Raw genomic sequence first — 21137 nt, forward strand, 5'->3', positions numbered from 1 at the left:
ACATCATTGATAAAAAACGAGGAAAGTTTCTGGGTGCTGCCTGTTTTCAAAAAGGCGGCGTCTTCTGAAGCTTTTTGGAAAAAGCTTCACCAAAAACTTTTATGATTTCAGGCAGTTAGAAATTGACGTTTGTATGTATTCCGAAGATGGTTTCGTTTCCGACGCGTTTCAGGCCGCTTGCGTAACGCGGGTCGGATGTTCCGCCCTGCGGGTGCCAGACATATTGGAAATCTGGCTGCAGGACGAGCCATGGGGTGACCTGCGCCTGGTATGTGACCTCGAGATGGTTTTCGTTTCCCGGCACGATGGAGCCTGCGTCGCGGTTATACTGTCTCCATCCGGAGCTTGAGCGCCCGATTCCCCAGCCGACGCCGACGGTGTCGTTATCCCGTCCCCTGAAGGGCGCCTTGAGGTTGATGCCTGCATCCGCGGCAAAGCTGATGAGGTTCCTGTCGCCGCTATTGCCTGTTGCGCGGACGAAGATACCGACGGATTGGGGTGATGTGCGCGATGGTCGCCACAGCATCTGGTCAATGATGCCATAGACCATCCAGTTTCCGCGATCCCATCGCGGGTATCCGCCCTGTGCGCCGAGGGAGGCGCCCTGACGGTTATAGCGGTAATCGGGGAACTTTGCGGTGTCATAGAAACCGCCAAGTTTATAGATCCCGGGCAGGCCGGGGTCCTTGGTGGCCTTTGACATGTCGTCTGGCTGCGGGTTGAGCGCATATTGCAGTTCGGTAATCAGCAGTGCGCCCGTGCCCATGTTGAAGCGTGTGCCGCTGCCGTCATTTGTGACCTGGTTTGTGGGGTCAGCGCTGTTGCCGCCCTGTATGCCGAAAGAGTTGTAGCGGTTTCCGGGGGGATTGTCGTCTGCGGCTGCGAACATGAAGGTGAAGGTGTCTGTGGGCCTGTAACGGATGCGCACGGCGGGGGAGGAGAGGGGCCATGAGGGCCCGCCGCCATACAGGTTGACGGACGGGGCCATGGGCCATCCGAAGTTGGAGTTCAGGTAGAGCGATCCGTAATCGCTGATGAGGAATTCGGTATCAAGGTCCTGCTGCCCGATCTTGACGTCGAGTTTCCCGTTAAGGAAGGATTGCTGGTACCACAGTTCGAACAGGCGTGTGGAGCGGTCGGCCTCGAAGCCGCTGATGGGGTTGTAGTTATAAAGATGGTCCTGCGAGATGGAGCGTCCGCGCGTCTGCAGGGCGCTGACATTGAACAGGCCGCCCTTCAGCCCGAAGAGTTTTTCGAGGTCAACGGTCAGTGTGGGAGCAGTCACGGCGTCATAGGAAGGTCCGGTGCCCGAGCCGCTGCCGACGTCATTGGCGCTGGGCGCGCCGCCGGTGGTGTTCCCCCACAGTTCCTCCACATCCTGAAGGTTGAAGGTCACGCCGTGCTTGTACAGCCACGGCCGTAACCCCCACATGTCCCCAAGCAGGTTGCCGCTCGTATCCAGCTTGTCGCCCTCACTCGGCGGCGGCGGGGCCTGGGACTGCTCCACCGTTGCGATATCGGTTTCGTTGACGGCCGGACCGGAATTGCCCAGTTCCTTGCGTTCTTTCTGGATTTCCGTCAGGGGGATATCCTGTGACCGCGCGGTTTCTGAAAAACCCGGTAATGCCATGCCGATAATCGTACCAGCCAGTAAGGCCCCGGACAGGCGCGGTCGTATGCGTATACTGCGTGGATGTCGGGCAGGGCATTGAAGGGGGGGCTGCGACATGGGCCTGGACACCGTATGCACGTCCTGATTCTCCGGCTAATTCGTGGGGTGATTCAAATGATAGTCATTCGCATCTACAGCGAAACCCGGAACGTGGCAAGCGCGTTGCAGGCATTTAATAAAAAAAAGGCGCCCCTGGGGCGCCTTGGTAAAATAATCATATTATATTCAGCAATACCCTGCGGGATTGCTCCAATACCTGTCGGGCCTATCGCAGGAAGACCTTGGGCACGCCCTCGCTGTTCAGGCATGACATGATGATGACCCCCGTCCATAACAGCAGCGACACGCCTGCACCCACACGTGCGCGCATAAGGGGAACGGGTTGTCCCCGGATGGCGGGGATATACAAACTGCTGTGGCAAAGGCCTGCATTGATCAGCGCCAGCGTCGTCAGCAACAGCTTGGGCGACAGATAACCACGGCTGCCGATATGCACCGGGTCGTAAAAGAACAGCAGCACCCCTGACACCATCGTCACCGCGAACAGCCAGTGCGCCCACCAGAACGCAAGGCGCGCAATAATGGCGCGTTCCGCCTGGTAATCACGGCGCAGTAATGACAGGTCAAACAGCACATCCATACCGAAGAAGATCGACATGGCCATGATATGCACGATGCGCACCAGATAATGGACGGGTTGCATCCAGAAATGGAACATGCGGCTGTCCATTGCGACCAGCAGGTCATAGGGCAGCCGCATGAATGCCAGGGGATGGGAAATCATTCGAACCTCACTTGCCTGCGCGGTCTATAGCACATCATATTGACAGTGATAATAAGTTGCATAATATCGCGCCAATAGCGGAGTCCACAGACACATGCGCCATGTGATTATCCTGCGGTGCGTCGGGCTTGCCGCGCTTTTGCTGGCGACACCAGCCAGGGCGCAGGAACCCGTCCACCTGACCGTAAAAGACCATCATTTCATCCCCGATCACGTCAATGTGCCCGCAGGGCAGCGTTTCCTGATTTCCCTGACCAATCAGGACGACACGACGGACGAGTTCGAAAGCTATGACCTGAAATTTGAAAAGATCGTGGTGCCGGGCGGGACGATTACGGTGCATGCCGGACCTTTGCATCCGGGCACCTATAAATTCTTTGATGATTACCACCCGGACCAGGCGACCGGGACCGTAACCGCGACACAGGGACCATAAGCCATGTTGGGAAGTCTGCTTATTGTCTTTCGGGAGGTCATGGAAGCGGGCCTGATTATCGGGATCGTGCTGGCGGCGACACAGGGTATCGCACATCGGGGGCGTTGGGTCGCCGGCGGGATCGCAGCCGGTGTCGCGGGGGCCGCGATTGTCGCACTGTTCGCCGGCAGCCTGTCGCAGGCGCTGTCGGGCAATGGGCAGGATGTATTTTCTGCCTCCATCTTATGTGTCGCGGTCCTGATGCTGGGGTGGCATACCATATGGATGACGCGCCATGGCCGGGAAATGGCGGGCGATATGCGTGCGCTCGGGGCGCAGGTGGCCTCGGGGCAGCGTTCGCTGACGGCAATGGCGGTGGTCGTGGCGGTCGCGGTCCTGCGCGAAGGGGTGGAAGTGGTGCTGTTCCTTTATGGGATTGCCGTGTCCACCCATTCCGGCCCGATGGCGATGCTGACGGGCGGGATGCTGGGCATTGTCGCGGGTGGTGGGGTGTCGTGGCTGCTGTATCGCGGCCTGATCGTCATTCCGTTGCACCGTCTGTTTGGCGTGACGGGGGTGCTGATCGCCTTTCTTGCGGCGGGGATGGCAAGTCAGGCGGCAGCCCTGCTGGCGGGGGATGACATCATCCCGGCCTGTGGATATGAAATGTGGGATACGTCATGGCTGTTGTCCGATGGCAGCATGATCGGCCGCGCGGCCAAGGCCCTGTTCGGGTATTCCGATCGCCCGATGGGTATCCAGCTGATTGCGTGGGTTATCACACTGGGGGTCATGATCGTGGCCACACGGCTGGTGGCGCGCAGGCCATCTGCGGCACGTGTCACGGCATCATCGTAATATCCTGAGAATTCCATGCAGGTTGCAAATACCGCCTTTTTACAAAGGCGGTATTTTTTTGACTGCCTTTATCCATCAGGCGCTGCAAGGCATCAAACATGCGATTGTGTTTGGCAACCGGATGGGGGGATGTTTTTCTTCAAGGCTGTTTGAAAACAAACCATTGATAAAAAATAGGAAAAGTTTTTGGTGAAGCTTTTTTCAAAAAGCTTCGGAAGACGCCATATTTTTGAAAAAAGGCGACACTCAAAAACTTTTCCTATTTCAGGAGAGTTGAGCCTGAGAGACTGTTTGAAAAGTCAGACTCGATAACGTGATGAAATAATAAAGGTTTTTTGTGAAGATTTTTCCAAGAAGCTTCGGAAGACGCCACCTTTTTGAAAAAAGGCGGCACCAAAAAACTTTTCCTATTTTTTATCAATGGTTTGTTTTCAAACAGTCTCTGGCTTTTGAAGAGACAGGACAAAACCTGAAATTTCCCTATTCCTCTTGATGGCTTGTTTTTAAACTACCTTTCCAGAATAGATCCTGTCAGGAAGAAGGATAATGCCCACTGGCCTTATTATTCTTTTCCGATGGCTGATATGAAAAAAGCCGGGACATGGTTTCCCATGTCCCGGCCCCCGCACGGCTGGCCTGTGGGGCCGCCTTATTTCTGCGGATAGGAGAAGGTAAATTTCTCGGTAAATGTATCCCAGAACCCGGGGGTTCCGGTTTCCTTGTCCACATGGTGCAGGAAGCCGTTCTTTTCCGGCGAGGAATAGCGCAGTTCGACTGTGTATTTGCCCGGGCCGTCCATTTTCACGTTATTGGCGTAATGCGGGCCGTCCTTTGCGGTCATGGCGCGCATTGTGCCGCTGGCGCTGAAGGAAGAGCCCACCTTCGTCAGGGTATAGTCGATGGTGAGGTAGGGAATCCACGCACCATCGGGATAGCCCCAGACATTGTCGGCCGTTGCGTGAACATCGGTTTCAAGATGGATCACATCCTTGCCCATCGGCATGTCGGCGGGCATCGGGGCCATGTCTACCCCGACAAGGTAGCTGGAGGCGATTTCCATATCGTGGGCCTGTACCGGGCCGCCAATCGGGTATTCACGGGCAAGGGCCGGTGAAACCGTCGTGGCGATACCTGTCACAAGGCCAGCAGCCAGAAGGCCTTTTGTAAAGCGCATGTCTTTATACCTTTGTCAGCATATGTGGAAAAGAAGGGTAACGTTCGGAAAGTTGCCAGGGGGAACGCGCCGGTATGAAATCAGACAGAGTAGAAATCATGAATGATGCAATGAATACGGATGAACAGGCAGGCATGATGGTAATCAACCGGTCTTCCCGCCCGGTATCATGGGCGGGCGCGGGGCAGTTTCGAACGAATGGCCCAACAATATGAGAATAATTATCAATGTCAATATAGCGCGACGACAGGCCATCCAAAAACTTCTGGCCGCACACGCGCTTGTCATTCCATGCGCTCATTCCATCCGCCACCAGGCAGGCGGCCTTTGTCCCTCAACGCAGCTTGATCGAAATTATGCCCCCCACCATGCCCGCACGGTATAGGATCAGGTGAAAAGACAGGAGGATATGATGGGACGTGTATCAGGTAAGGTTGCGCTGGTAACGGGCGCCGCACTGGGTATTGGCAAGGCGACGGCGCAGCTTCTGGCGAAGGAAGGCGCAAAGGTCGTCATTGCGGACCTGAAAGCCGCCGAGGGACAGGCCGCCGTGGCGGAGATCACGGCCGCAGGCGGGGAGGCCATGTTCATCGAACTCAATGTCGGGCAGGAGGATGACTGGAAAAAAGCGATTGCCGCCATTATCGCCCGTTTCGGGCAACTGGATATCGCGGTCAATAACGCGGGTATCCTCTACAGCGGTTCGGTCGAAAGCACGGACCTTGACGACTGGCGGCGTGTGCAGTCGATCAACCTTGATGGTGTATTTCTCGGGACGAAATACGCGGTGGAGGCGATGAAGCCCAACCGGCGGGGATCCATCATCAATCTGTCCTCCATTGAGGGACTGGTGGGGGACCCGATGCTGGCGGCCTATAACGCGTCCAAGGGGGGTGTGCGTCTGTTTACCAAATCCGCGGCGCTGCATTGCGCGAAATCTGGCTATAACATCCGGGTCAATTCCATCCATCCCGGCTATATCTGGACGCCGATGGTGCAGGGCTATACCCACGACACCGCCGATCAGGAGGCCGCGCGCCAGAAGCTGATTGCGCTGCACCCGCTGGGTCATCTGGGGGAACCTGATGACATCGCCTATGGCATCGTGTTCCTTGCGTCCGATGAATCAAAGTTCATGACCGGAAGTGAACTGGTGATCGACGGTGGTTATACCGCGCAGTAAGAGAGTGTCTGAAAACAAATCATTTACAAAAAATAAGAAAAGTTTTGGGGTGCCGCCTTTCGATCAAAAAGGCGGCGCCTTCTGAAGCTTTTTGGAAAAAGCTTCACCAAAAACTTTTATAATTTCAGAATGTTATTGAAAATGCTTTTCAAGCAGCCTCTAAAACCCTGAAACCATTTGATAACATCCCCACTGATCGGAATGTGATGGATGTGTCCGTCTGGTGCCGTTCATTAGAAAGGAAAATATATTTCAGGGCTTTTTAAAAATCGTCACCAGAAATTTTCTTATTCCTGTGGGCGGCCTGTCCCATATTTCCAAACAAGATCCGTCCCGTCCCCATGGTCCATGACAGGGGACGGGCAGGGGGTCAGAAACGCTGTGACAGTCCCGTCAGGATCGTGCGGCGCAGGCCGTATTGCGGCGCGCCCACCCCGATCCCGCTGCCATCACGCAGTTCATAGCGGCGGTCGAACAGGTTGATGACATCAAGGCGCAACTGTGTGCGTTTGAGGAACCCGACCTGAAACAGGTCCTGGAACGATTGCACCAGTGACAGGTTGAACGTCACATATTGCGGCACCTTTGCCCCGTTCGGGGTGGCGCCGTCGGCGCGCAGGCCGTTGCCATATACCATCGTTGCCGACAGGCGCAGCGGATGTCCCGTCTTGTAAAACGCGCTGTAACTGCCCCCGGCAGAGGCTGTCCACCGCTGGTCATGGTCCAGGTGAATCCAATGCTGGCGGATATAGGCAAGGTCAGAGGGATCAAAGTTCCATTGTGCGCTGTTGATATCCTTGCCGATGGCGCGTGACCACGCAAAGTTGCCATAGACCGAAAATGGCCCATGGCTGTAATCGGTGGCGAATTCATATCCGTTGACCTGCCCCCGACGGTAATTGAAGGCCGACAGGATGATGGGGGAGCCGAACTGCCCTTCGTCAATCATGTTGCGCGCCAGTTTTACATACGCATCAAATGACGCATGCCATCCCGGCAGCAGAACCTGTGAAAATCCTGCATCAAAATAATGGTCGCGTTCCGATTTGACGGTGGTATCCTGCAACGTTCCCGGTGCCGCCGACGTATTTGCAAATTTGTTCAGCGACGTGCCCCCCACCAGTTCGAATGGCGGTGGCGTGAAGTAGCGTGAATATCCCGCATGCAGCGTGCCGCCACGCCAGGGTTGCCAGACGATGTTGAGGCGTGGGCTGACCTGTTTTGAATGTGTATATTCATCCACCCCGTCAAAACGCAGGCCATAATTGATTGTCAGGTTACGTACCGGCCGCCACTCATCTTGCGCATACAGGCCATACAGCCAGCCGGTGCGGCCATTGCCATCATGAATATTTTCCGTCACGCCACTGAAGATCGCATTCCCGTCACTGTCTGTCCCGGTCTGGGGATAAACGGTGGAATCCGTCTGTGATACCGTACGTTCGACATAGGCCTGATAGCCAAAGCGCACGGTATGGCGCGGGGCGGCATGCCATGTCACGTCGGTCTGTGACCCGGTGGACATGACGGAACGCTGCGCACGTTGTGCGATGCCGTTATATACCAGATCCCCCAATGCGTCGGGGGAATAGCCAAGGGAGCTGTAGCGGGAAAAAACCGATGATTGCAGGCTGAAACTCCCGATTTCCTTTTGCAGGGACAGGATCGCGAAATCCGTGATTTCCTTTTGCCGTTCATTCAGGTCCGCGCTGTTGACGCTGCCATAGACCTGGTGGGACAGGTCACTGGAAAGGAAGTCAGGATTCGCGAACTGCCTTTGCTGACCGGGATTGTTCGGCAGCTGGTAATATGCGTTCGATACCCCTGCGGTAAAGCTGATGCGGGTATTTTCATCAGCGGTATAGCGCACATGACCAAGGAAATGATATTGGTTGGTCAGGTCATGCAGCGCGTTGAATTTTGGCGTCGTGTTTTCAATGCCCACACGGTCATGCACGAAATCTGCGGTGACAAAGTAATCCCATTTGCCATGCGCCCCGCCATATTGCAGGGATGGAAAGAAATAATCCCGCGCCCCGCCATAGACCGAAACTTCACCACCGGGATCGGTGCTGCCATTCTTGGTCGTGATATCTATAACGCCCGCCTGCAGAAAACCGTATTCGCTGGGTAATGCGCCGGTTGTCATCGACATCGAATGGGCAAAGCGCGTCATCAGCGTCTGGCCAAAGACACTCAGCCCTTCGGGAAGTTGCACACCATCAAGGCGGAACTGTACCTCGTTATGGTCGCCACGGATATGGATCTGCCCGTAACTGTCCTGCGCCACGCCGGGGGCCTGCAACAGGACGGTGTTCATCGGTGCGTTGTCACCGCCCGGAATGGCCTCGATATCCTTGCGTGAAAAACGATAGGTACTGGCCCCGGTGGCAGGTTGCAGGGCGGAACGCACCTGATCGAGATGCGCGTTGACCGTAACATGTTCGCCCTGTGCATCGGTGTAATCGGTGACGGTCTGCCGTGTGGGGGCGTGCGTGTTCTGTTGTGTGGCGGTGGGCTGCGTGCTGTCAGCAAAGGTGGAGCGTGCGTCTTCTTTCGTGCCGCCGTTGGTTGTGGTTGTGGTTGTGGTTGTGGCCACGGCTGCGGCATGTGCCGTGCCACCTGTGGGCAGCGCGGACAGGCATGTCGTGCCAATCAGCAGGCAGGAAGATGACAACAGGGGAAGGATGCGCGGGGATGGGGGCATGTAAGGGCCTGCGTTGGGAATGGTCGAAAAATGGTGGTGTCAGGCGGCGCATCTTATATAGAACGTTATATCATAACAACTATGGGATGCAGGATATCCGCTTTCTGATGCGATGGCGTGATGAAAAAGCCACACCCACATGCACCTGCCTGAAATAACAAAGGTTTTGGAAAAATATTATATAAGCAGGCTTTGAAACAGGTGCCCTGTTAAGGGGAGGGCGATACGCGAAAGCTTTTAGGATGTTTGATCGGGAATATTTTGGGTTGCCTGAGAAGGGGCATAGGGGCATTGCCGTCCACCTAGCCCATGTTGCTTTCATGGGGACTGCCCTTCATCAACGGCAGGCATGACCAACAGGATCATCATGGGCGCGCGCAGGTAGGTGCCCCATATGGCATGATGTTTCGCACAGTAGGAGCAACGCCGCGTGCGATATGGCCCAGAGACGGTCGGGGCTGTATGTCCCCGCAGTGTTTGACGGCGCTGTCTGAAACATAACCTATCGGGGCAACCCCAAGGCCGCTGGGTGCTGATTTTTTCAGAAAACCAATATCTGTCGATTTTTTGGGGGAAAAGCTGCACCAGAAACTTTCATGGTCTCGGTTAGATAATGAAGCTGCTTTTCCAACCCGTCTTTCAGGAGACAGAGTGGGGGCATTTCATGGGTACAGGGAATGAAAGTTTTCTGGTGCCGCCTTCTGAAGCTTTTTGGGAAAATATTCACCAAAAACCTTTATAATTTCAGGATATTATTGAGCCTGATTTTTCAAATGGTCTCTTATTTTAAGAACATGTCAGTCATCAGGGGGGCAGGGTGGTTTTGACCCATCGGTACATACCACCTTTGATCCTTGGGGCACCACAACAACCGTGTGGGTGTGGCTTTCACCATCCCCACATCCCGCAAGGGGCATAGCCAGAACCGGCAACACGAAGAAAAGCAGAGCAGGCACAGCCCGTTTCTTGCACATCCATGTCATTGGGAAGGCTTCCTTGTCCGGTTGCGGTTTTTATATGTCAGGTCATCCTTGTATCGGCAATATCGTATGAAACACGCAACAGTTCCCCACTGATCCGGCGCGCAGGACCATCAGGCAAAGGCGGGATTGTGGTCATGTCCATTGTACTCATGTTCGCGCGTCATTGGTTCCGACGCGGCGGCAGGCAACATCATCTGGAATGTCTGAAGCAGGTGTGGATGGGTCATGACATCGGCCAGGGTCCGCCGGTCCAGCACGTTCATGAACGCGTTCAGCGCCTCGCCCATCAGGCCCTGCAGACGGCATACACCCGCCAGCCGGCATGACCCCTTTTCCTGATTGCAGGCGACGATTCCCATGTCTTCTTCGGTATAACGCACGATATCGCCGATGCGGATGTCCTGCGGGGCGCGTGCCAGCAGCAGGCCACCATTGCGTCCGCGCTTCGTCACGATAAACCCACCCCGACCAAGTTTGTGGACAACCTTGACCAGATGGTTTTCGGAAATATCGTAGGTCTGCGCAATATCATGAATGGCGACCCGAGTATCCGGCTTTGCCCCAAGATAGAGCAGCGTACGCAATGCGTAATCGGTATAAAGGGTCAGGCGCATTGTAATATTACCATTTTCATTCGCATAAATAAGTATAGATTGCAGATATGATTGCCTAATATCAGGGTGTATGACTGTTTTTCACATCTGGAATATAATCTATGGGAAACCATAGTCGCGCGCACCTACCCGAAATGGTAGGTGCCGGGATGAGATAGTGTTTAAAAGAAAACATAAATAAATAATTTATAAGAAAATATCATCATGCTTTGGCAGGGGTACGCCTTGTCTGTGCATGACGCCCGATGCAATCCAAAAAATGACCCTGTCATCATGCCAGTTCAGGCCAGTCATATGGGAACAGCGGATCAGGCCCCGCAGATGGGTAGTACATCTCCCTGATCCGGGGGGAGGGGTGGCAAGGCGTTCTTTGCCCTCCCGGCTCTTGGTCGTTGGAGGGGACTGCAAGCTTGCACCATCATTTTCCCGCAGCGTCCTCGCTGTCGTCATGATCTGCGCATTTTTGGATGAAAACTATCGGGAATGATTCATAAAATACATGCAGTAATTTTTATAAATATTTCAATAAATATGTGAGTATATTTAATGTAATATCTGGAATTAATCCCATATTACAAAAGTAATAATTTATCAAAATTGATTTTCATAATATATTTTATGGGTAAGGTAGAATCTGAAAGCATCGCGATAGCGATATGGTTTGAGTGCCATAATAAACTAAATTTTTTAGTTATATAAAAGAATAGAAATGATTTGCAAAATATCAGATGCCGTGAAATTAGTTGCATAACAATTTAGTTATTATGGAATTCAACTTAAATATGAAGTGAATTACCACATGCGTTGTTTACGGCGATTGTCAGGAACCTACATGGGTTATTTTCATAATCTATGAAATGAATTCATCAAAATTCAAATAATACGGAAATAAAAATGAGAAAATACAAACAAAACCATAATTTCATTGAAATATATGGTGCTTTTTTGTTGTCAACGACTTTTGTGACATATGGATATGCCCAGACCCCTTCTATAATATCATCGAACCACCCGAAGGTTCCTGCACATCAGGATATGCATAATGGTGGAACAGTATCGGCATCTGCCATCAGGCCGGCCAGGAAGCCAAATGCCAATGCGGCATCAGGCAAAGAAGGGGACTCCGTTCAGGCGAGTGGCGCTGAACTGCTGGGTGTTGTCGGGCATCATCTGTCCCATGCAACGGCCAGTATCATTACGCAAACGGCCTTGGCCCGAAACGTGGCAGGCGCCAATCCCCTTCAGACCCTTGGCCAGCTTCCGGGAGTGATGTTTGCGGGTGGTGATGGGCAGGGTCTGGATATCTGGACATCGCAACTGTATGTCCGTGGGTTCCAGAGTAATCAAATTGGCGCAACTCTGGATGGAATGCCTTTGGGCGAGCAGACTTTTTATAACTATAACGGATTAGGTATCACCCAGGCCATTTCACCAGAAAATATACGGACGGTATCAATATCGCAGGGGGCAGGGGCAGAAGACGTCGCCGCGACCTCAAGTCTTGGTGGCGCCATTTCGTATGCCAGTCGCGACCCTGCAAAGAAAAAGGGCGCGGAAGTTTCACAGACCTTCGGCAGCTATAATATGTTCCGAACGTTCGTCCGTTTGGATAGCGGTGAAATCGGACCGGCAAAAACCCGTTTTTATGTTTCCTATGCCCGCAATGATACGAATAAATGGACAGGGGTTGGCCCCCAGTTCCAGCAGGTCATTAATGCCAAGCTTTATCAACCAATCGGGGAAAGCAGTCATATCTCGGCATTTTTTGATTATTCCGATGTCGACCAGATGACCTATATGCCCAAAAGCCTTGAGATTCTTAATACAGTTGGGCAGAGACCTGATTATTATTATGGAACGCCAAACGGCTATCGCGATGCTTATATGGCGGCAGAAGGCAATTACATGCGGGGCGAAAACCGCTCCAACGATCCCAAGGATGTGTCCTATTATGATGGGGTCAATGAAGTGCGTGATTATATGGGCGGCATCAATTATGATTTCCTGTTAACCAACCGGCTTCGCCTGACCGGCAGTATCTATGGTCATCGTGAGTCTTTTTATACAACATGGGCCAATCCGTATACGCAGGATATGGTTCCCGCCCCAAATGGCGCAGCCCTTTCAGAGGACGTCACCCATACCGGGATCCAGCGTTTCGGTGGTACTACGAATCTGGCCTATAATATTGCACATCATGATATCAATGTGGGATTCTGGTACGAAAACAATCATTTCAATACTGAAGGAAATGAATATAGCGAACCGGTTCTGGGGACAGGGTCACCGTTAAATTCCTGGGGGCCATGGAATAACCCATATGCGACACTTTATGCACAGGTTTTTAATACCAATACCTTTGTTGCACATGTCAGCGATACCTATAGCCCGGTTCATGGGTTGAAAATTCATTATGGATTCAGGTCCCTTCTCAACACGACCCGTGTTGGTGCTTTGGCCAATTATCCAGATTATACCGGTGCGTCCGCCATTGCGGGCGGGGACAGCCTGACCACAGCCAAGGCGTTTCTGCCCCATATCAACATAGATTGGAATTTCAGGAAACATCACGAATTATATTTTGATTTTGCGGAAAATGTACGTGCCTTCCCGGTTTCAACATACGGCGCTGCCGCTTCGCCTCTTGTCAACTCGCAGCAGGCTTATGAAGAAAAGGGCAGGAATGTACAGCCGGAAACCGCATGGGCCTATTCGATAGGATATCGCTATACCTCCCGCTACCTCACGGGAAGCATCTCTGCCTATCGGGTCGATTTTCATAATAGGCTCCAGGCGCTCTCCTATAACGTGACCCCGACACAGTTCCTTTCATCGGTTCAGAATGTCGGAAGTGTCAACATGAATGGGGTTGATGCTGCCCTGACATTCATTCCCGTTCATGGCCTGAATATTTATAATAGCATCAGCTATAATCATGCGACGTATGCCAAGAATATTACGTCTGATGGTATCACCTATTATTCCCATGGTCGTCAGGTTGTTGGATACCCAAGTTTGATGTACAAGGCATCCGCATCCTATAGTTTCCATAATGCGGAAGTATTTATTAATACCTCTTATATCGGGCGGCGTAACCTCAGCTATGGTTATACGGCACAAGATCCTGCAACATCTGTCCCTTCATACTGGTTGACCAATCTGGGTGCATCCTATGATTTTGGACGCATTGGTATCATGAAGAACTTTCGTATAAACTTTAACGTCTATAATTTGACGAATGTTCGCTATATCGGGGCCATGGGGGTCGAAAATTTCCCGCTTGCCGGTGATCAGGATACCCTTCAGATGGGGGCGCCGCGTATGTTTTATGGTGGCTTAAGAGCGCAGTTCTAATTCAGGAAAGTTTTGATTATGACTGATACGACCCTTGATGCATTTCTCGAATGTTTTTCGGCCCGTGCTGTTGTTCATGACCGCTCTGGCGAGATTGCAACAGAAAGCCTGGAAGACCTTCGTAAGGCTGGATATCTGGGTCTTGCTGTGCCGCGCAATATCGGCGGACAGGAAATACCATTATCGGACATGACGCGGATTGTCGCAAAAATTGCAACAGCAGATCCGTCAACTGCGTTGATTCTTGCCATGCAATATCTTCAAACATGGGCAGTGGCGCAATCCAGTTGGGCTACGCCTGCAAAGGACAGGCTGCTTAAAGACATTCTGGATAATGGTACACTCATCAATGCGCTGCGTGTTGAGCCAGAGCTTGGTACACCTTCAAGGGGTGGCATTCCCCAGACAGTTATTCGCAAGGACACGAATGGCTGGCGTCTTGATGGGCGAAAGATTTTTTCGACAGGTTCTACCGCCCTGCGCTGGGGGTTGGTGTGGGTTGCAACGGCCGAGGAGTCGCCAAGAATTGGTCAGATTCTTGTCCGTCTGGATGAACCTGGTGTAAGAATCGAAAAAAGCTGGCATCAACTGGGCATGCGCGCCACGGGAAGTCATACGTTTATTTTTGATAATGTTTTTATTCCCGACGATCATATTATAAACGTGGTATCCCCGTCTGTCAGCAATCCTGAGATCCCGCAGCTTGGGAGGTACCATGCCTTGCTGATTTCATCACTATATAATGCAATAGCATGCAGTGCCCGTGACTGGTTTGTTAAGTTCCTGCACGAACGTGTTCCGTCGGGTCTGGGTCGGTCTTTGGCGACGTTGCCACGCTTTCATGTCGTTATTGGTGAACTGGAAGGATTGCTTTTAAGTAACAAGGCGCTTTTGCAATCAGGGTTTACAGAAAATATTTCTGAAGTGGAAATACAGCAGGTTAAACGTCTGGTGACAGAAAATGCCATCAGTGCGGTCACTCGTGCTATAGAAGCTATCGGGAATCCCGGTCTCTCACAAAATAACCCTTTGGAACGTCATTTTCGTGATGTTTTATGTGGGCGCATTCACTCTCCGCAGGGCGATGCAGTGTTGGAAAGTGCGGGGCGTGACGTTCTGATGCCATCGACGCGATAAAATTCTTGGCGGCTATTTGAAAATTCAGGATCAATCATATCCTGAAATTATAAATGTTTTTGGTGAATGTTTTCCTGAAATACTTCAGAAGACGCCGCCTTTTTCGATCAAAAGGCGGCACCCAAAAACTTTTCCTGTTTTCAAACAATCGCTTAAAATGCTTTATTTTAATAAGGGTATTTATATACTGAACTCATAAAAAATATCAGTTGCAGATGTTTCTCGAACAGCCCCTCTTGGAAAAAGGCAGTATCAAAAGACTTGCAGGGATTGTGTTGGACTCAGGCAATTCATGAGGAATGTAAAAGCCTGCACCGAAAATTTTTTATCATGCCTGCGGGTGACTGGCCCGGGCGTTTCAAACAGGTTCTCAAAATCAGTCTGTGGCGGCGCGCGTTTTACGATTGTTGGGAAGGGTGCTTTTTGTCATCCGAAATGACAGGACACGGGCATCATATACCGCCATTCCCAACAGTTTTTGTGATGCGGCAAAGTCCATAGGGGGGATTTCTGTATCGTGCGAGAATGCACGAGTTATTTTCCCCGTTGCCGGGAGGCATCGCATTGTGCCTGTAACCTGTGCATGGCGTCTGGTGGCATCGGGGCGGTCATCATCGCGCGGTAGTGCATGCATGCGGGCGTATCGTGCTGCCTGTATGTGGGGGGCGGCGCACAGGCAGCAAGCGTGAGGCCAAGTATGGTTGTGATGCAGAGGTTGCTGAACCTGCGCATCATACTTTCTTTCTCAGCCGTAGGCCTGTGTCTTTCGTCATTTTCCATCGGGCGTTAAGAGGGGCAGAGGCGACCGAGAACGATCAGGGTCTGCGCATGCCCCGTCATGTAAGATAGTCACTGGACCGCAGGATCAAAACATGAGGGCCAGAAACGACCCTTTGAAGCAACGTCTTTTGTGGACTGCGTCGCTTGCTTCGCTTTTTTCTGACGGATCCGCTGAATGCGCGCCCTGATCTCCTGATCGAGTTCCGGCGATATTTTCATACGGCTTTCCTTGGTGACGTCCACCATGTCCGGGTAATCCCACATTGCGGGATTGTTCAGCCGGTCCAGCTTTTTTCTCCGGGATCAATGCGGGCTGCTTACCCCGCGCGACCAGACTGCTACGAATTTAATATAGCATCAAAACTTGCTTCGTTTGTCAGCTTTCCAAGCATAACATGAAGGCGGAACCGGTCGCCCGTCTTCTATATCTCTGCTCATGGCGCGACGCGCGGCGTGAAAGAGCATCTTGCACCAGCCTGGCAAGGGCCACTGCGGTGCTGGGGTGGGCTCACGTAAAACGCTCTTTGGTTCATCATCGGCAAGCGCGCCAGCAGCTTGGAGGCAATATCGGGCATGGTCCAAGCAGCATGACCACAACAAACCTGACCCGCCTGATGATATCAAGGTGGGAACCGAGAGGGCTATGCAACCCTGTCCTATTATTAGGGGACTGATTTATTTATAATTTTTCAGGAAAATGGTGGAGGGAGTTGGATTCGAACCAACGTAGGCGTACGCCAGCGGATTTACAGTCCGCCCCCTTTAGCCACTCGGGCATCCCTCCGGGTTGACGGGGTGATAATCATTCAATGTCGGGGTGTCAATGCCCACGACCAAAAAGCTGCAAGAATTACGGATGACGCGCGGGCTGCTTATGCCTAAAACCGCATGCATGAACATGCGTCCTTCCCGCCGTCGTCCGGGCCGTCCTGTGGGTGCGGCCGATTCGTCCCCTCCTGCTTCCGCCATGCCGTCGCGTGGGCGCGGCAGGGCATCGTCTGACCGTGGGTCCGATCGTGGGCCTGACCGTGCCGCCGAACGGGGCCGGGCAGAGGTCGCGCCGCGCGGCACATGCTGGCTTTATGGCACGCATGCAGTGATGGCGGCGCTGTCGAATCCACACCGTCACCTGCGGCAGTTGCTGACCACGGCGGAGGCGCAGACCGCGCTTGAGGAACGGATGGGACGCGCCCTGCCGATCCAGCCGCAGCGCGTGGATCGCGCGCGTATCGACAGCATTTGCGGCCGTGACGCCGTGCATCAGGGAATCGCGCTTCTGGCGGACCTGCTCGACACCCCCGCGCTGGAGGATATCGTGGAACGTCCCGGGCCGGTCCTGCTGCTGGATCAGGTGACGGACCCGCGCAATATCGGGGCGATCCTGCGTTCGGCGGCGGCGTTCGGTGCCGCGGCGGTGATCGTGCAGGACCGCAACGCGCCAGAGGAAACCGGTGCGCTGGCCAAGGCCGCATCCGGCGCGCTGGAGGTCGTGCCGCTGGTGCGTGTGGTCAACCTGTCACGCACGATCGACGCGCTGAAATCCCATGGCATGTGGACGGTGGGGCTCGATGCGGGGGGCGGTATCCTGGATGGTGCGTCTTTCCGTCAGCGGCGCGTCGCCCTGGTGCTGGGGGCAGAGGGGGCGGGCCTGCGCCGCCTGACGCGCGAACATTGTGACGAGATTGCGGGTCTTGCGATGTCGGGGGATATGGAAAGCCTTAACGTCTCCAACGCTGCCGCCGTCGCCCTGTATGAAATGTCGCGCCCGCGCGGGTAATGTGCCCCAACAGTGTCCTGATATTGCCAGGACATGGGAAAACACCGCATCAGAAGCCTGTTTTCGTAAAAGTCATAAAGACGGAGAGACCCCTATGTCGATCAAACGCCTTCAGCCCGAAACGCGCCTGACCGGGGCGGTGGTTCATAACGGTCTGGTCCACCTTGCCGGGCAGGTCGCGGATGATCCCGACGCCGATGCCGAAGGACAGACCGCCGATATCCTGCGCCAGGTGGATGCGCTGCTGGCGGAAGCCGGGACGGACAAGAGCCGCCTACTGTCGATGCAGATCTTCCTTGCGGACATGGGGGACATGGCGGCGATGAACCGGGCGTGGGATGCATGGCTGGATACGGCGAACAAGCCCGCCCGCGCCACGGTGGAGGCCCGCCTGGCCGACCCGCGCTGGCGCGTGGAAATGACCGGTATCGCAGCCCTTCGGTAAAGCATCCCTGTCGCACGGGAGGGGGCGCGATCATCGCGACCGGCACTCCACGGACATCATGGAAGTTTTGGGTGAATATTTTTAAAAGTGTCTGGGGATGCTCTGCTTTCAGAGAGTGTTTGAAAACACATCATTGATAAAAAACAGGAAAAGTTTTTGGGTGCCGCCTTTTTTCAAAAAGGTGGCGTCTTTCGAAGCTTTTTGGGAAAAGCTTCACCAAAAACCTTTATAATTCCAGTATGTTATCGGGCCTGATTTTTCAAACAATCTTTTGGAAAACATCCAATAACTTTCGTGCTTTCCCCTCCATAGGGGGGCTTCGGCACAGTCCTGTGCTGGATTGAAAGTTATCCGGGGCTGACCTTTTCAGAAATCTTCACCGGTGACTTTCCCCCTCTCCCGCATGTCCCGGCAAAAGAGCAGCGGGGTGGGGAGGCAATGCGCCCCTGAACATATGGGGACGCAACCCTGCCCGGCCGGGCCTGTTGTAAAAGGATGACAGCAGGAGAAAGTCCCATGGCCGATGATATTGCCTCTTCCCCTTCCGTCCGGCCCCCGTCTTCGCGTCGTACCGTCCTGCAGGGCATGGCGGCGGGAATGGTCAGTGCGGCCGCAACGGTCCCCCATGGCGTGGATGCCGCCCCCGCCCCCATGGCGGCGGATACGGCGGTTAACCCGGAAACCCGCTATCCCCGCCCGCCCTTCCCACGTCAGTCGCAGCCATGGCCCGGACTTGCGGGGAAGATGGTGCCCCGCCCGGACCATGGGGAAGGGACCTATCGTGGGTCGGGTCGCCTTGCGGGGCGCAAGGCGCTGATTACCGGGGGGGATTCTGGCATCGGGCGTGCCGCGGCCATTGCGTATGCGCGTGAAGGGGCGGATGTCGCCATCGCCTATCTGCCGCAGGAGGAACCCGACGCGCAGGACGTGATGGCCCTGATCCGCGCGGCCGGGCGCAAGGCCATCGCCATTCCCGGCGACCTGCGCGATGAACAGTATTGCAAGGATCTCGTGGCGAAGGCGCATGCCGAACTGGGCGGTCTCGACATCCTCGTCAGCAATGCCGGGCGGCAGGTGCATCAGGCATCCATTATCGACATCACGACCGAACAGTTTGACGAGACTTTTCGCACCAATGTCTATGCGCTGTTTTTCCTTGCCCGCGCGGCGGTGCCACTGATGCCGCCGGGTGGGGCGATCATTGCCACCGCATCGGTCAACGCCTTCAGCCCGTCGGAAATCCTGCTGGATTATTCCGCAACAAAGGGGGCGATCGTGGCGCTGGTCAAATCTCTGGCCAAACAGATGGTGCACAAGGGAATCCGCGTGAACGCAGTTGCCCCCGGCCCGTTCTGGACCGCGTTGCAGGTCAGTGGCGGACAGACGCAGGACCATATCCACCAGTTCGGGGCTGAAACACCGATGGGCCGTGCGGGACAGCCCGCCGAACTGGCCCCGGTCTATGTACTCCTTGCCTCGGCGGAGGCCAGCTATATCACCGGGCAGGTCTATGCCGCATCAGGCGGCACCGGCGTGGGATAGGACAGACAGCGGCGGGGCTTTTCCTTTGCCCCGCATGCTGGCACACAGGGGCATGCGGTATGTCCTTATGATCTGTGCGATGCTGCTGGCGGCGGTGTTCTGTTACATGGTGCTCGACATGGTGATGCAGACGGGTAACGACGTCGCCAATTCGCATCCGTGGTAAGGACCACATTCCCGGCGTGTCCTTCCCCCCTGTCGCTGTTCCCCGTGCCGTTTTTTTGCCGCGCCGCGCTGCATAAAAGTAACATTCCGGCCATCTTTTGATCACAGCCGCCGCCCACGATGGCGCCATCGACCCTGATGGTGGAAACGGCGATGAACATGTACGCGGTAACGATGGTGGTAATGGCGGGCGTGGGGACGGGAATCGGCCTGTGTCGTGCCGGCATGTGTCGCGCCGGTCTGTGGCGGGCATGGATGACGCGCGAACTTGCGGCGCTGGAACGTGGACGCCCGCTGGATATCTGACACGTCTCCCTTCCGGTGGGGATCGCGTATGGGGCGTGATGTGTTTTCCTGTTGCGTGGGGCGTATTTTTTGCATCTGATGGCCGCACCCGCCATGTCATGCCATCCGGTGTGACAGGACGCGCGCATGTGGGGGCATGCGCGTGCAGGACATAACGGGCCATGATGCCCATGCCGGAGGAAACGCATGATGTTCCGTCCATCCATCCCGTTGATGCTGGGCCTTGGCTGTGCCGTTGCGGTGGCCACCATTGCCCCGGCGCAGGCCCGCAGCGTGCATATATCGGGCCGGTTCGCCACCGAACACGGCGCGACGACCACGCCGGGCGGCGGGGTGACGGCATGGCTGAACCCCAGGACGAACCTTGTCACCTATACGATCAAATGGACGGGACTGAGCGGCAAGGTCACGGCCATCCATTTCCATGGCCCGGCAGGAACAGGGCAGGAGGCCGGCGTCCTTGCCCCGGTGGCCGGGCCCTATGTCTCGCCCCTGCGGGGGGCGGTGCTGCTGTCGTCTGAACAGGCGCGTGCGCTGATGGCGGGACAGGTCTATGTCAACCTGCACACCGATGCCTATCCGAATGGGGAGGCCCGCGCCCAGCTTGCGGCGCAGCCACGATGAGGAACCGATAATCCGCTTCGCGTTTCCTTAATTACATGTATGATATTTCAAATCCGCATGCCTCAGGGCGGATTGATCCGTTTTGCGTGCCTGTTCCCGTTTCGGTGGCCCATCAGTTGAAACGGTTGGGCGACATCGCGTGAAGAAGGAGTTTACGTTGCGCCTTGCATCTGTCGCCGCCCTTTCGGCTGTTGTTGCCCTGCCTGCTTTTGCTGTTGTCCCCGCCCATGCCGCCCATGCCGCCGATGCGCTTGGCGAACGCACGGGGGAGATCACCTTTACCATTTCCGCCGCCGACCTTGGGGCCGGCATGTCGTGGGGCAAGGGTGTGCTGAGCTTCCAGGGGCATGATTACAATTTCAAGATTCGTGGCGGTTCCGGCGCCGCCATCGGCTTTTCAACGATGCATGCCAAGGGCGGGGTCTTCAACCTCTACCGCACGCAGGATCTGGAGGGGACCTACTGGTCCGTGCAGGGGGAGGCCACGATCGGTGCGGGAACCGGCGGGGCGGTCATGGAAAACAATAACGGCGTGCGGATCAAGTTCACGTCGCGTACATCCGGCGCACGGCTTGCCTTCTCGGTGGAGCGTCTGACCATCCGGCTCAAGAACTGAT

At 54.7% G+C, this 21137-nt stretch carries 18 protein-coding genes and 1 tRNA gene; 11 read left to right on the plus strand and 8 right to left on the minus strand.

Features of this window, described 5'->3' with window-relative positions:
* Nucleotides 1-115: 115 nt before the first annotated feature.
* Nucleotides 116-1630 carry a carbohydrate porin gene (locus IFJ82_RS02335; protein ID WP_143456091.1) on the minus strand — a complete coding sequence of 505 codons (1515 nt, stop codon included), beginning with the start codon at nt 1628-1630 and terminating at the stop codon, nt 116-118.
* A gap of 307 nt (nt 1631-1937) precedes the next feature.
* Complete coding sequence (locus IFJ82_RS02340) at nt 1938-2456, minus strand: hypothetical protein (RefSeq protein ID WP_075595542.1); 519 nt, start codon at nt 2454-2456, stop codon at nt 1938-1940.
* Between the two features lie 94 nt (nt 2457-2550).
* On the opposite strand from IFJ82_RS02340, the gene IFJ82_RS02345 reads away from it, so the two are divergent.
* Complete coding sequence (locus IFJ82_RS02345) at nt 2551-2892, plus strand: cupredoxin domain-containing protein (protein WP_003621520.1); 342 nt, start codon at nt 2551-2553, stop codon at nt 2890-2892.
* 3 nt (nt 2893-2895) lie between these two features.
* Nucleotides 2896-3729 carry an FTR1 family iron permease gene (locus tag IFJ82_RS02350; RefSeq protein WP_192265489.1) on the plus strand — a complete coding sequence of 278 codons (834 nt, stop codon included), beginning with the start codon at nt 2896-2898 and terminating at the stop codon, nt 3727-3729.
* Between the two features lie 649 nt (nt 3730-4378).
* Here the strand turns inward: IFJ82_RS02350 and IFJ82_RS02355 are convergent.
* Complete coding sequence (locus IFJ82_RS02355; protein ID WP_040511007.1) at nt 4379-4903, minus strand: iron transporter; 525 nt, start codon at nt 4901-4903, stop codon at nt 4379-4381.
* A 4-nt stretch (nt 4904-4907) separates the two neighbouring features.
* Complete coding sequence (locus IFJ82_RS02360; RefSeq protein ID WP_048859317.1) at nt 4908-5204, minus strand: hypothetical protein; 297 nt, start codon at nt 5202-5204, stop codon at nt 4908-4910.
* Nucleotides 5205-5315: 111 nt separating this feature from the next.
* Between IFJ82_RS02360 and IFJ82_RS02365 the strand changes: the two genes are divergently transcribed.
* Nucleotides 5316-6086 (plus strand): glucose 1-dehydrogenase, encoded by a 771-nt coding sequence (locus IFJ82_RS02365; protein ID WP_192266275.1) that lies wholly within the window; start codon nt 5316-5318, stop codon nt 6084-6086.
* 370 nt (nt 6087-6456) lie between these two features.
* On the opposite strand, the gene IFJ82_RS02370 is transcribed toward IFJ82_RS02365, so the two are convergent.
* Together IFJ82_RS02370 and IFJ82_RS02375 are read right to left on the minus strand one after the other, a co-directional pair.
* A complete protein-coding gene (locus IFJ82_RS02370) occupies nt 6457-8793 on the minus strand; it encodes a TonB-dependent receptor (protein WP_192265491.1) in 2337 nt (778 codons plus the stop codon).
* 1093 nt (nt 8794-9886) lie between these two features.
* On the minus strand, nt 9887-10390 hold the full coding sequence (locus IFJ82_RS02375) for an RrF2 family transcriptional regulator (RefSeq protein ID WP_075624476.1): 504 nt from the start codon (nt 10388-10390) through the stop codon (nt 9887-9889).
* Nucleotides 10391-11284: 894 nt separating this feature from the next.
* Here IFJ82_RS02375 and IFJ82_RS02380 point away from each other — a divergent pair.
* The gene (locus tag IFJ82_RS02380; protein ID WP_081378588.1) at nt 11285-13744 is read left to right on the plus strand and encodes a TonB-dependent receptor; all 2460 of its coding nucleotides are present in this window, start codon (nt 11285-11287) and stop codon (nt 13742-13744) included.
* 18 nt (nt 13745-13762) lie between these two features.
* Nucleotides 13763-14881 (plus strand): acyl-CoA dehydrogenase family protein, encoded by a 1119-nt coding sequence (locus IFJ82_RS02385; protein WP_192265493.1) that lies wholly within the window; start codon nt 13763-13765, stop codon nt 14879-14881.
* Between the two features lie 849 nt (nt 14882-15730).
* Here the strand turns inward: IFJ82_RS02385 and IFJ82_RS02390 are convergent.
* Together IFJ82_RS02390 and IFJ82_RS02395 are read right to left on the minus strand one after the other, a co-directional pair.
* Nucleotides 15731-15907 (minus strand): hypothetical protein, encoded by a 177-nt coding sequence (locus tag IFJ82_RS02390; RefSeq protein ID WP_192265495.1) that lies wholly within the window; start codon nt 15905-15907, stop codon nt 15731-15733.
* Nucleotides 15908-16359: 452 nt separating this feature from the next.
* A tRNA-Tyr gene (locus IFJ82_RS02395) sits at nt 16360-16445 on the minus strand.
* A gap of 108 nt (nt 16446-16553) precedes the next feature.
* Between IFJ82_RS02395 and rlmB the strand changes: the two genes are divergently transcribed.
* The 6 genes from rlmB to IFJ82_RS02425 all read left to right on the plus strand — a co-directional run bounded on the left by rlmB (nt 16554) and on the right by IFJ82_RS02425 (nt 21136).
* Nucleotides 16554-17438 carry a 23S rRNA (guanosine(2251)-2'-O)-methyltransferase RlmB gene (gene rlmB / locus IFJ82_RS02400; protein ID WP_192265496.1) on the plus strand — a complete coding sequence of 295 codons (885 nt, stop codon included), beginning with the start codon at nt 16554-16556 and terminating at the stop codon, nt 17436-17438.
* Nucleotides 17439-17532: 94 nt separating this feature from the next.
* Entirely contained in the window at nt 17533-17883 is a 351-nt protein-coding gene (locus tag IFJ82_RS02405; RefSeq protein ID WP_003621537.1) for a RidA family protein, read from the plus strand.
* Between the two features lie 516 nt (nt 17884-18399).
* Nucleotides 18400-19425, plus strand: a complete 1026-nt coding sequence (locus tag IFJ82_RS02410; RefSeq protein WP_275399276.1) for an SDR family oxidoreductase — start codon at nt 18400-18402, stop codon at nt 19423-19425.
* A 318-nt stretch (nt 19426-19743) separates the two neighbouring features.
* On the plus strand, nt 19744-19896 hold the full coding sequence (locus IFJ82_RS02415) for a hypothetical protein (protein ID WP_178388375.1): 153 nt from the start codon (nt 19744-19746) through the stop codon (nt 19894-19896).
* Nucleotides 19897-20082: 186 nt separating this feature from the next.
* Entirely contained in the window at nt 20083-20520 is a 438-nt protein-coding gene (locus IFJ82_RS02420) for a CHRD domain-containing protein (RefSeq protein WP_192265498.1), read from the plus strand.
* A gap of 199 nt (nt 20521-20719) precedes the next feature.
* On the plus strand, nt 20720-21136 hold the full coding sequence (locus tag IFJ82_RS02425) for a hypothetical protein (protein WP_192266277.1): 417 nt from the start codon (nt 20720-20722) through the stop codon (nt 21134-21136).
* Nucleotide 21137 lies beyond the last annotated feature (1 nt).

The organism is Novacetimonas hansenii, from assembly GCF_014843995.1.
In the GTDB taxonomy this organism is placed as follows: Bacteria; Pseudomonadota; Alphaproteobacteria; order Acetobacterales; family Acetobacteraceae; genus Novacetimonas; species Novacetimonas hansenii.

Excerpts from the sequence above, each read along its gene's own strand:
- IFJ82_RS02335 (WP_143456091.1), bottom strand. The coding sequence starts at position 1,630 with ATGGCATTACCGGGTTTTTCAGAAACCGCGCGGTCACAGGATATCCCC.
- IFJ82_RS02340 (WP_075595542.1), bottom strand. The coding sequence starts at position 2,456 with ATGATTTCCCATCCCCTGGCATTCATGCGGCTGCCCTATGACCTGCTG.
- IFJ82_RS02345 (WP_003621520.1), top strand. The coding sequence starts at position 2,551 with ATGCGCCATGTGATTATCCTGCGGTGCGTCGGGCTTGCCGCGCTTTTG.
- IFJ82_RS02350 (WP_192265489.1), top strand. The coding sequence starts at position 2,896 with ATGTTGGGAAGTCTGCTTATTGTCTTTCGGGAGGTCATGGAAGCGGGC.
- IFJ82_RS02355 (WP_040511007.1), bottom strand. The coding sequence starts at position 4,903 with ATGCGCTTTACAAAAGGCCTTCTGGCTGCTGGCCTTGTGACAGGTATC.
- IFJ82_RS02360 (WP_048859317.1), bottom strand. The coding sequence starts at position 5,204 with ATGAGCGCATGGAATGACAAGCGCGTGTGCGGCCAGAAGTTTTTGGAT.
- IFJ82_RS02365 (WP_192266275.1), top strand. The coding sequence starts at position 5,316 with ATGGGACGTGTATCAGGTAAGGTTGCGCTGGTAACGGGCGCCGCACTG.
- IFJ82_RS02370 (WP_192265491.1), bottom strand. The coding sequence starts at position 8,793 with ATGCCCCCATCCCCGCGCATCCTTCCCCTGTTGTCATCTTCCTGCCTG.
- IFJ82_RS02375 (WP_075624476.1), bottom strand. The coding sequence starts at position 10,390 with ATGCGCCTGACCCTTTATACCGATTACGCATTGCGTACGCTGCTCTAT.
- IFJ82_RS02380 (WP_081378588.1), top strand. The coding sequence starts at position 11,285 with ATGAGAAAATACAAACAAAACCATAATTTCATTGAAATATATGGTGCT.
- IFJ82_RS02385 (WP_192265493.1), top strand. The coding sequence starts at position 13,763 with ATGACTGATACGACCCTTGATGCATTTCTCGAATGTTTTTCGGCCCGT.
- IFJ82_RS02390 (WP_192265495.1), bottom strand. The coding sequence starts at position 15,907 with ATGGTGGACGTCACCAAGGAAAGCCGTATGAAAATATCGCCGGAACTC.
- rlmB (WP_192265496.1), top strand. The coding sequence starts at position 16,554 with ATGAACATGCGTCCTTCCCGCCGTCGTCCGGGCCGTCCTGTGGGTGCG.
- IFJ82_RS02405 (WP_003621537.1), top strand. The coding sequence starts at position 17,533 with ATGTCGATCAAACGCCTTCAGCCCGAAACGCGCCTGACCGGGGCGGTG.
- IFJ82_RS02410 (WP_275399276.1), top strand. The coding sequence starts at position 18,400 with ATGGCCGATGATATTGCCTCTTCCCCTTCCGTCCGGCCCCCGTCTTCG.
- IFJ82_RS02415 (WP_178388375.1), top strand. The coding sequence starts at position 19,744 with ATGAACATGTACGCGGTAACGATGGTGGTAATGGCGGGCGTGGGGACG.
- IFJ82_RS02420 (WP_192265498.1), top strand. The coding sequence starts at position 20,083 with ATGATGTTCCGTCCATCCATCCCGTTGATGCTGGGCCTTGGCTGTGCC.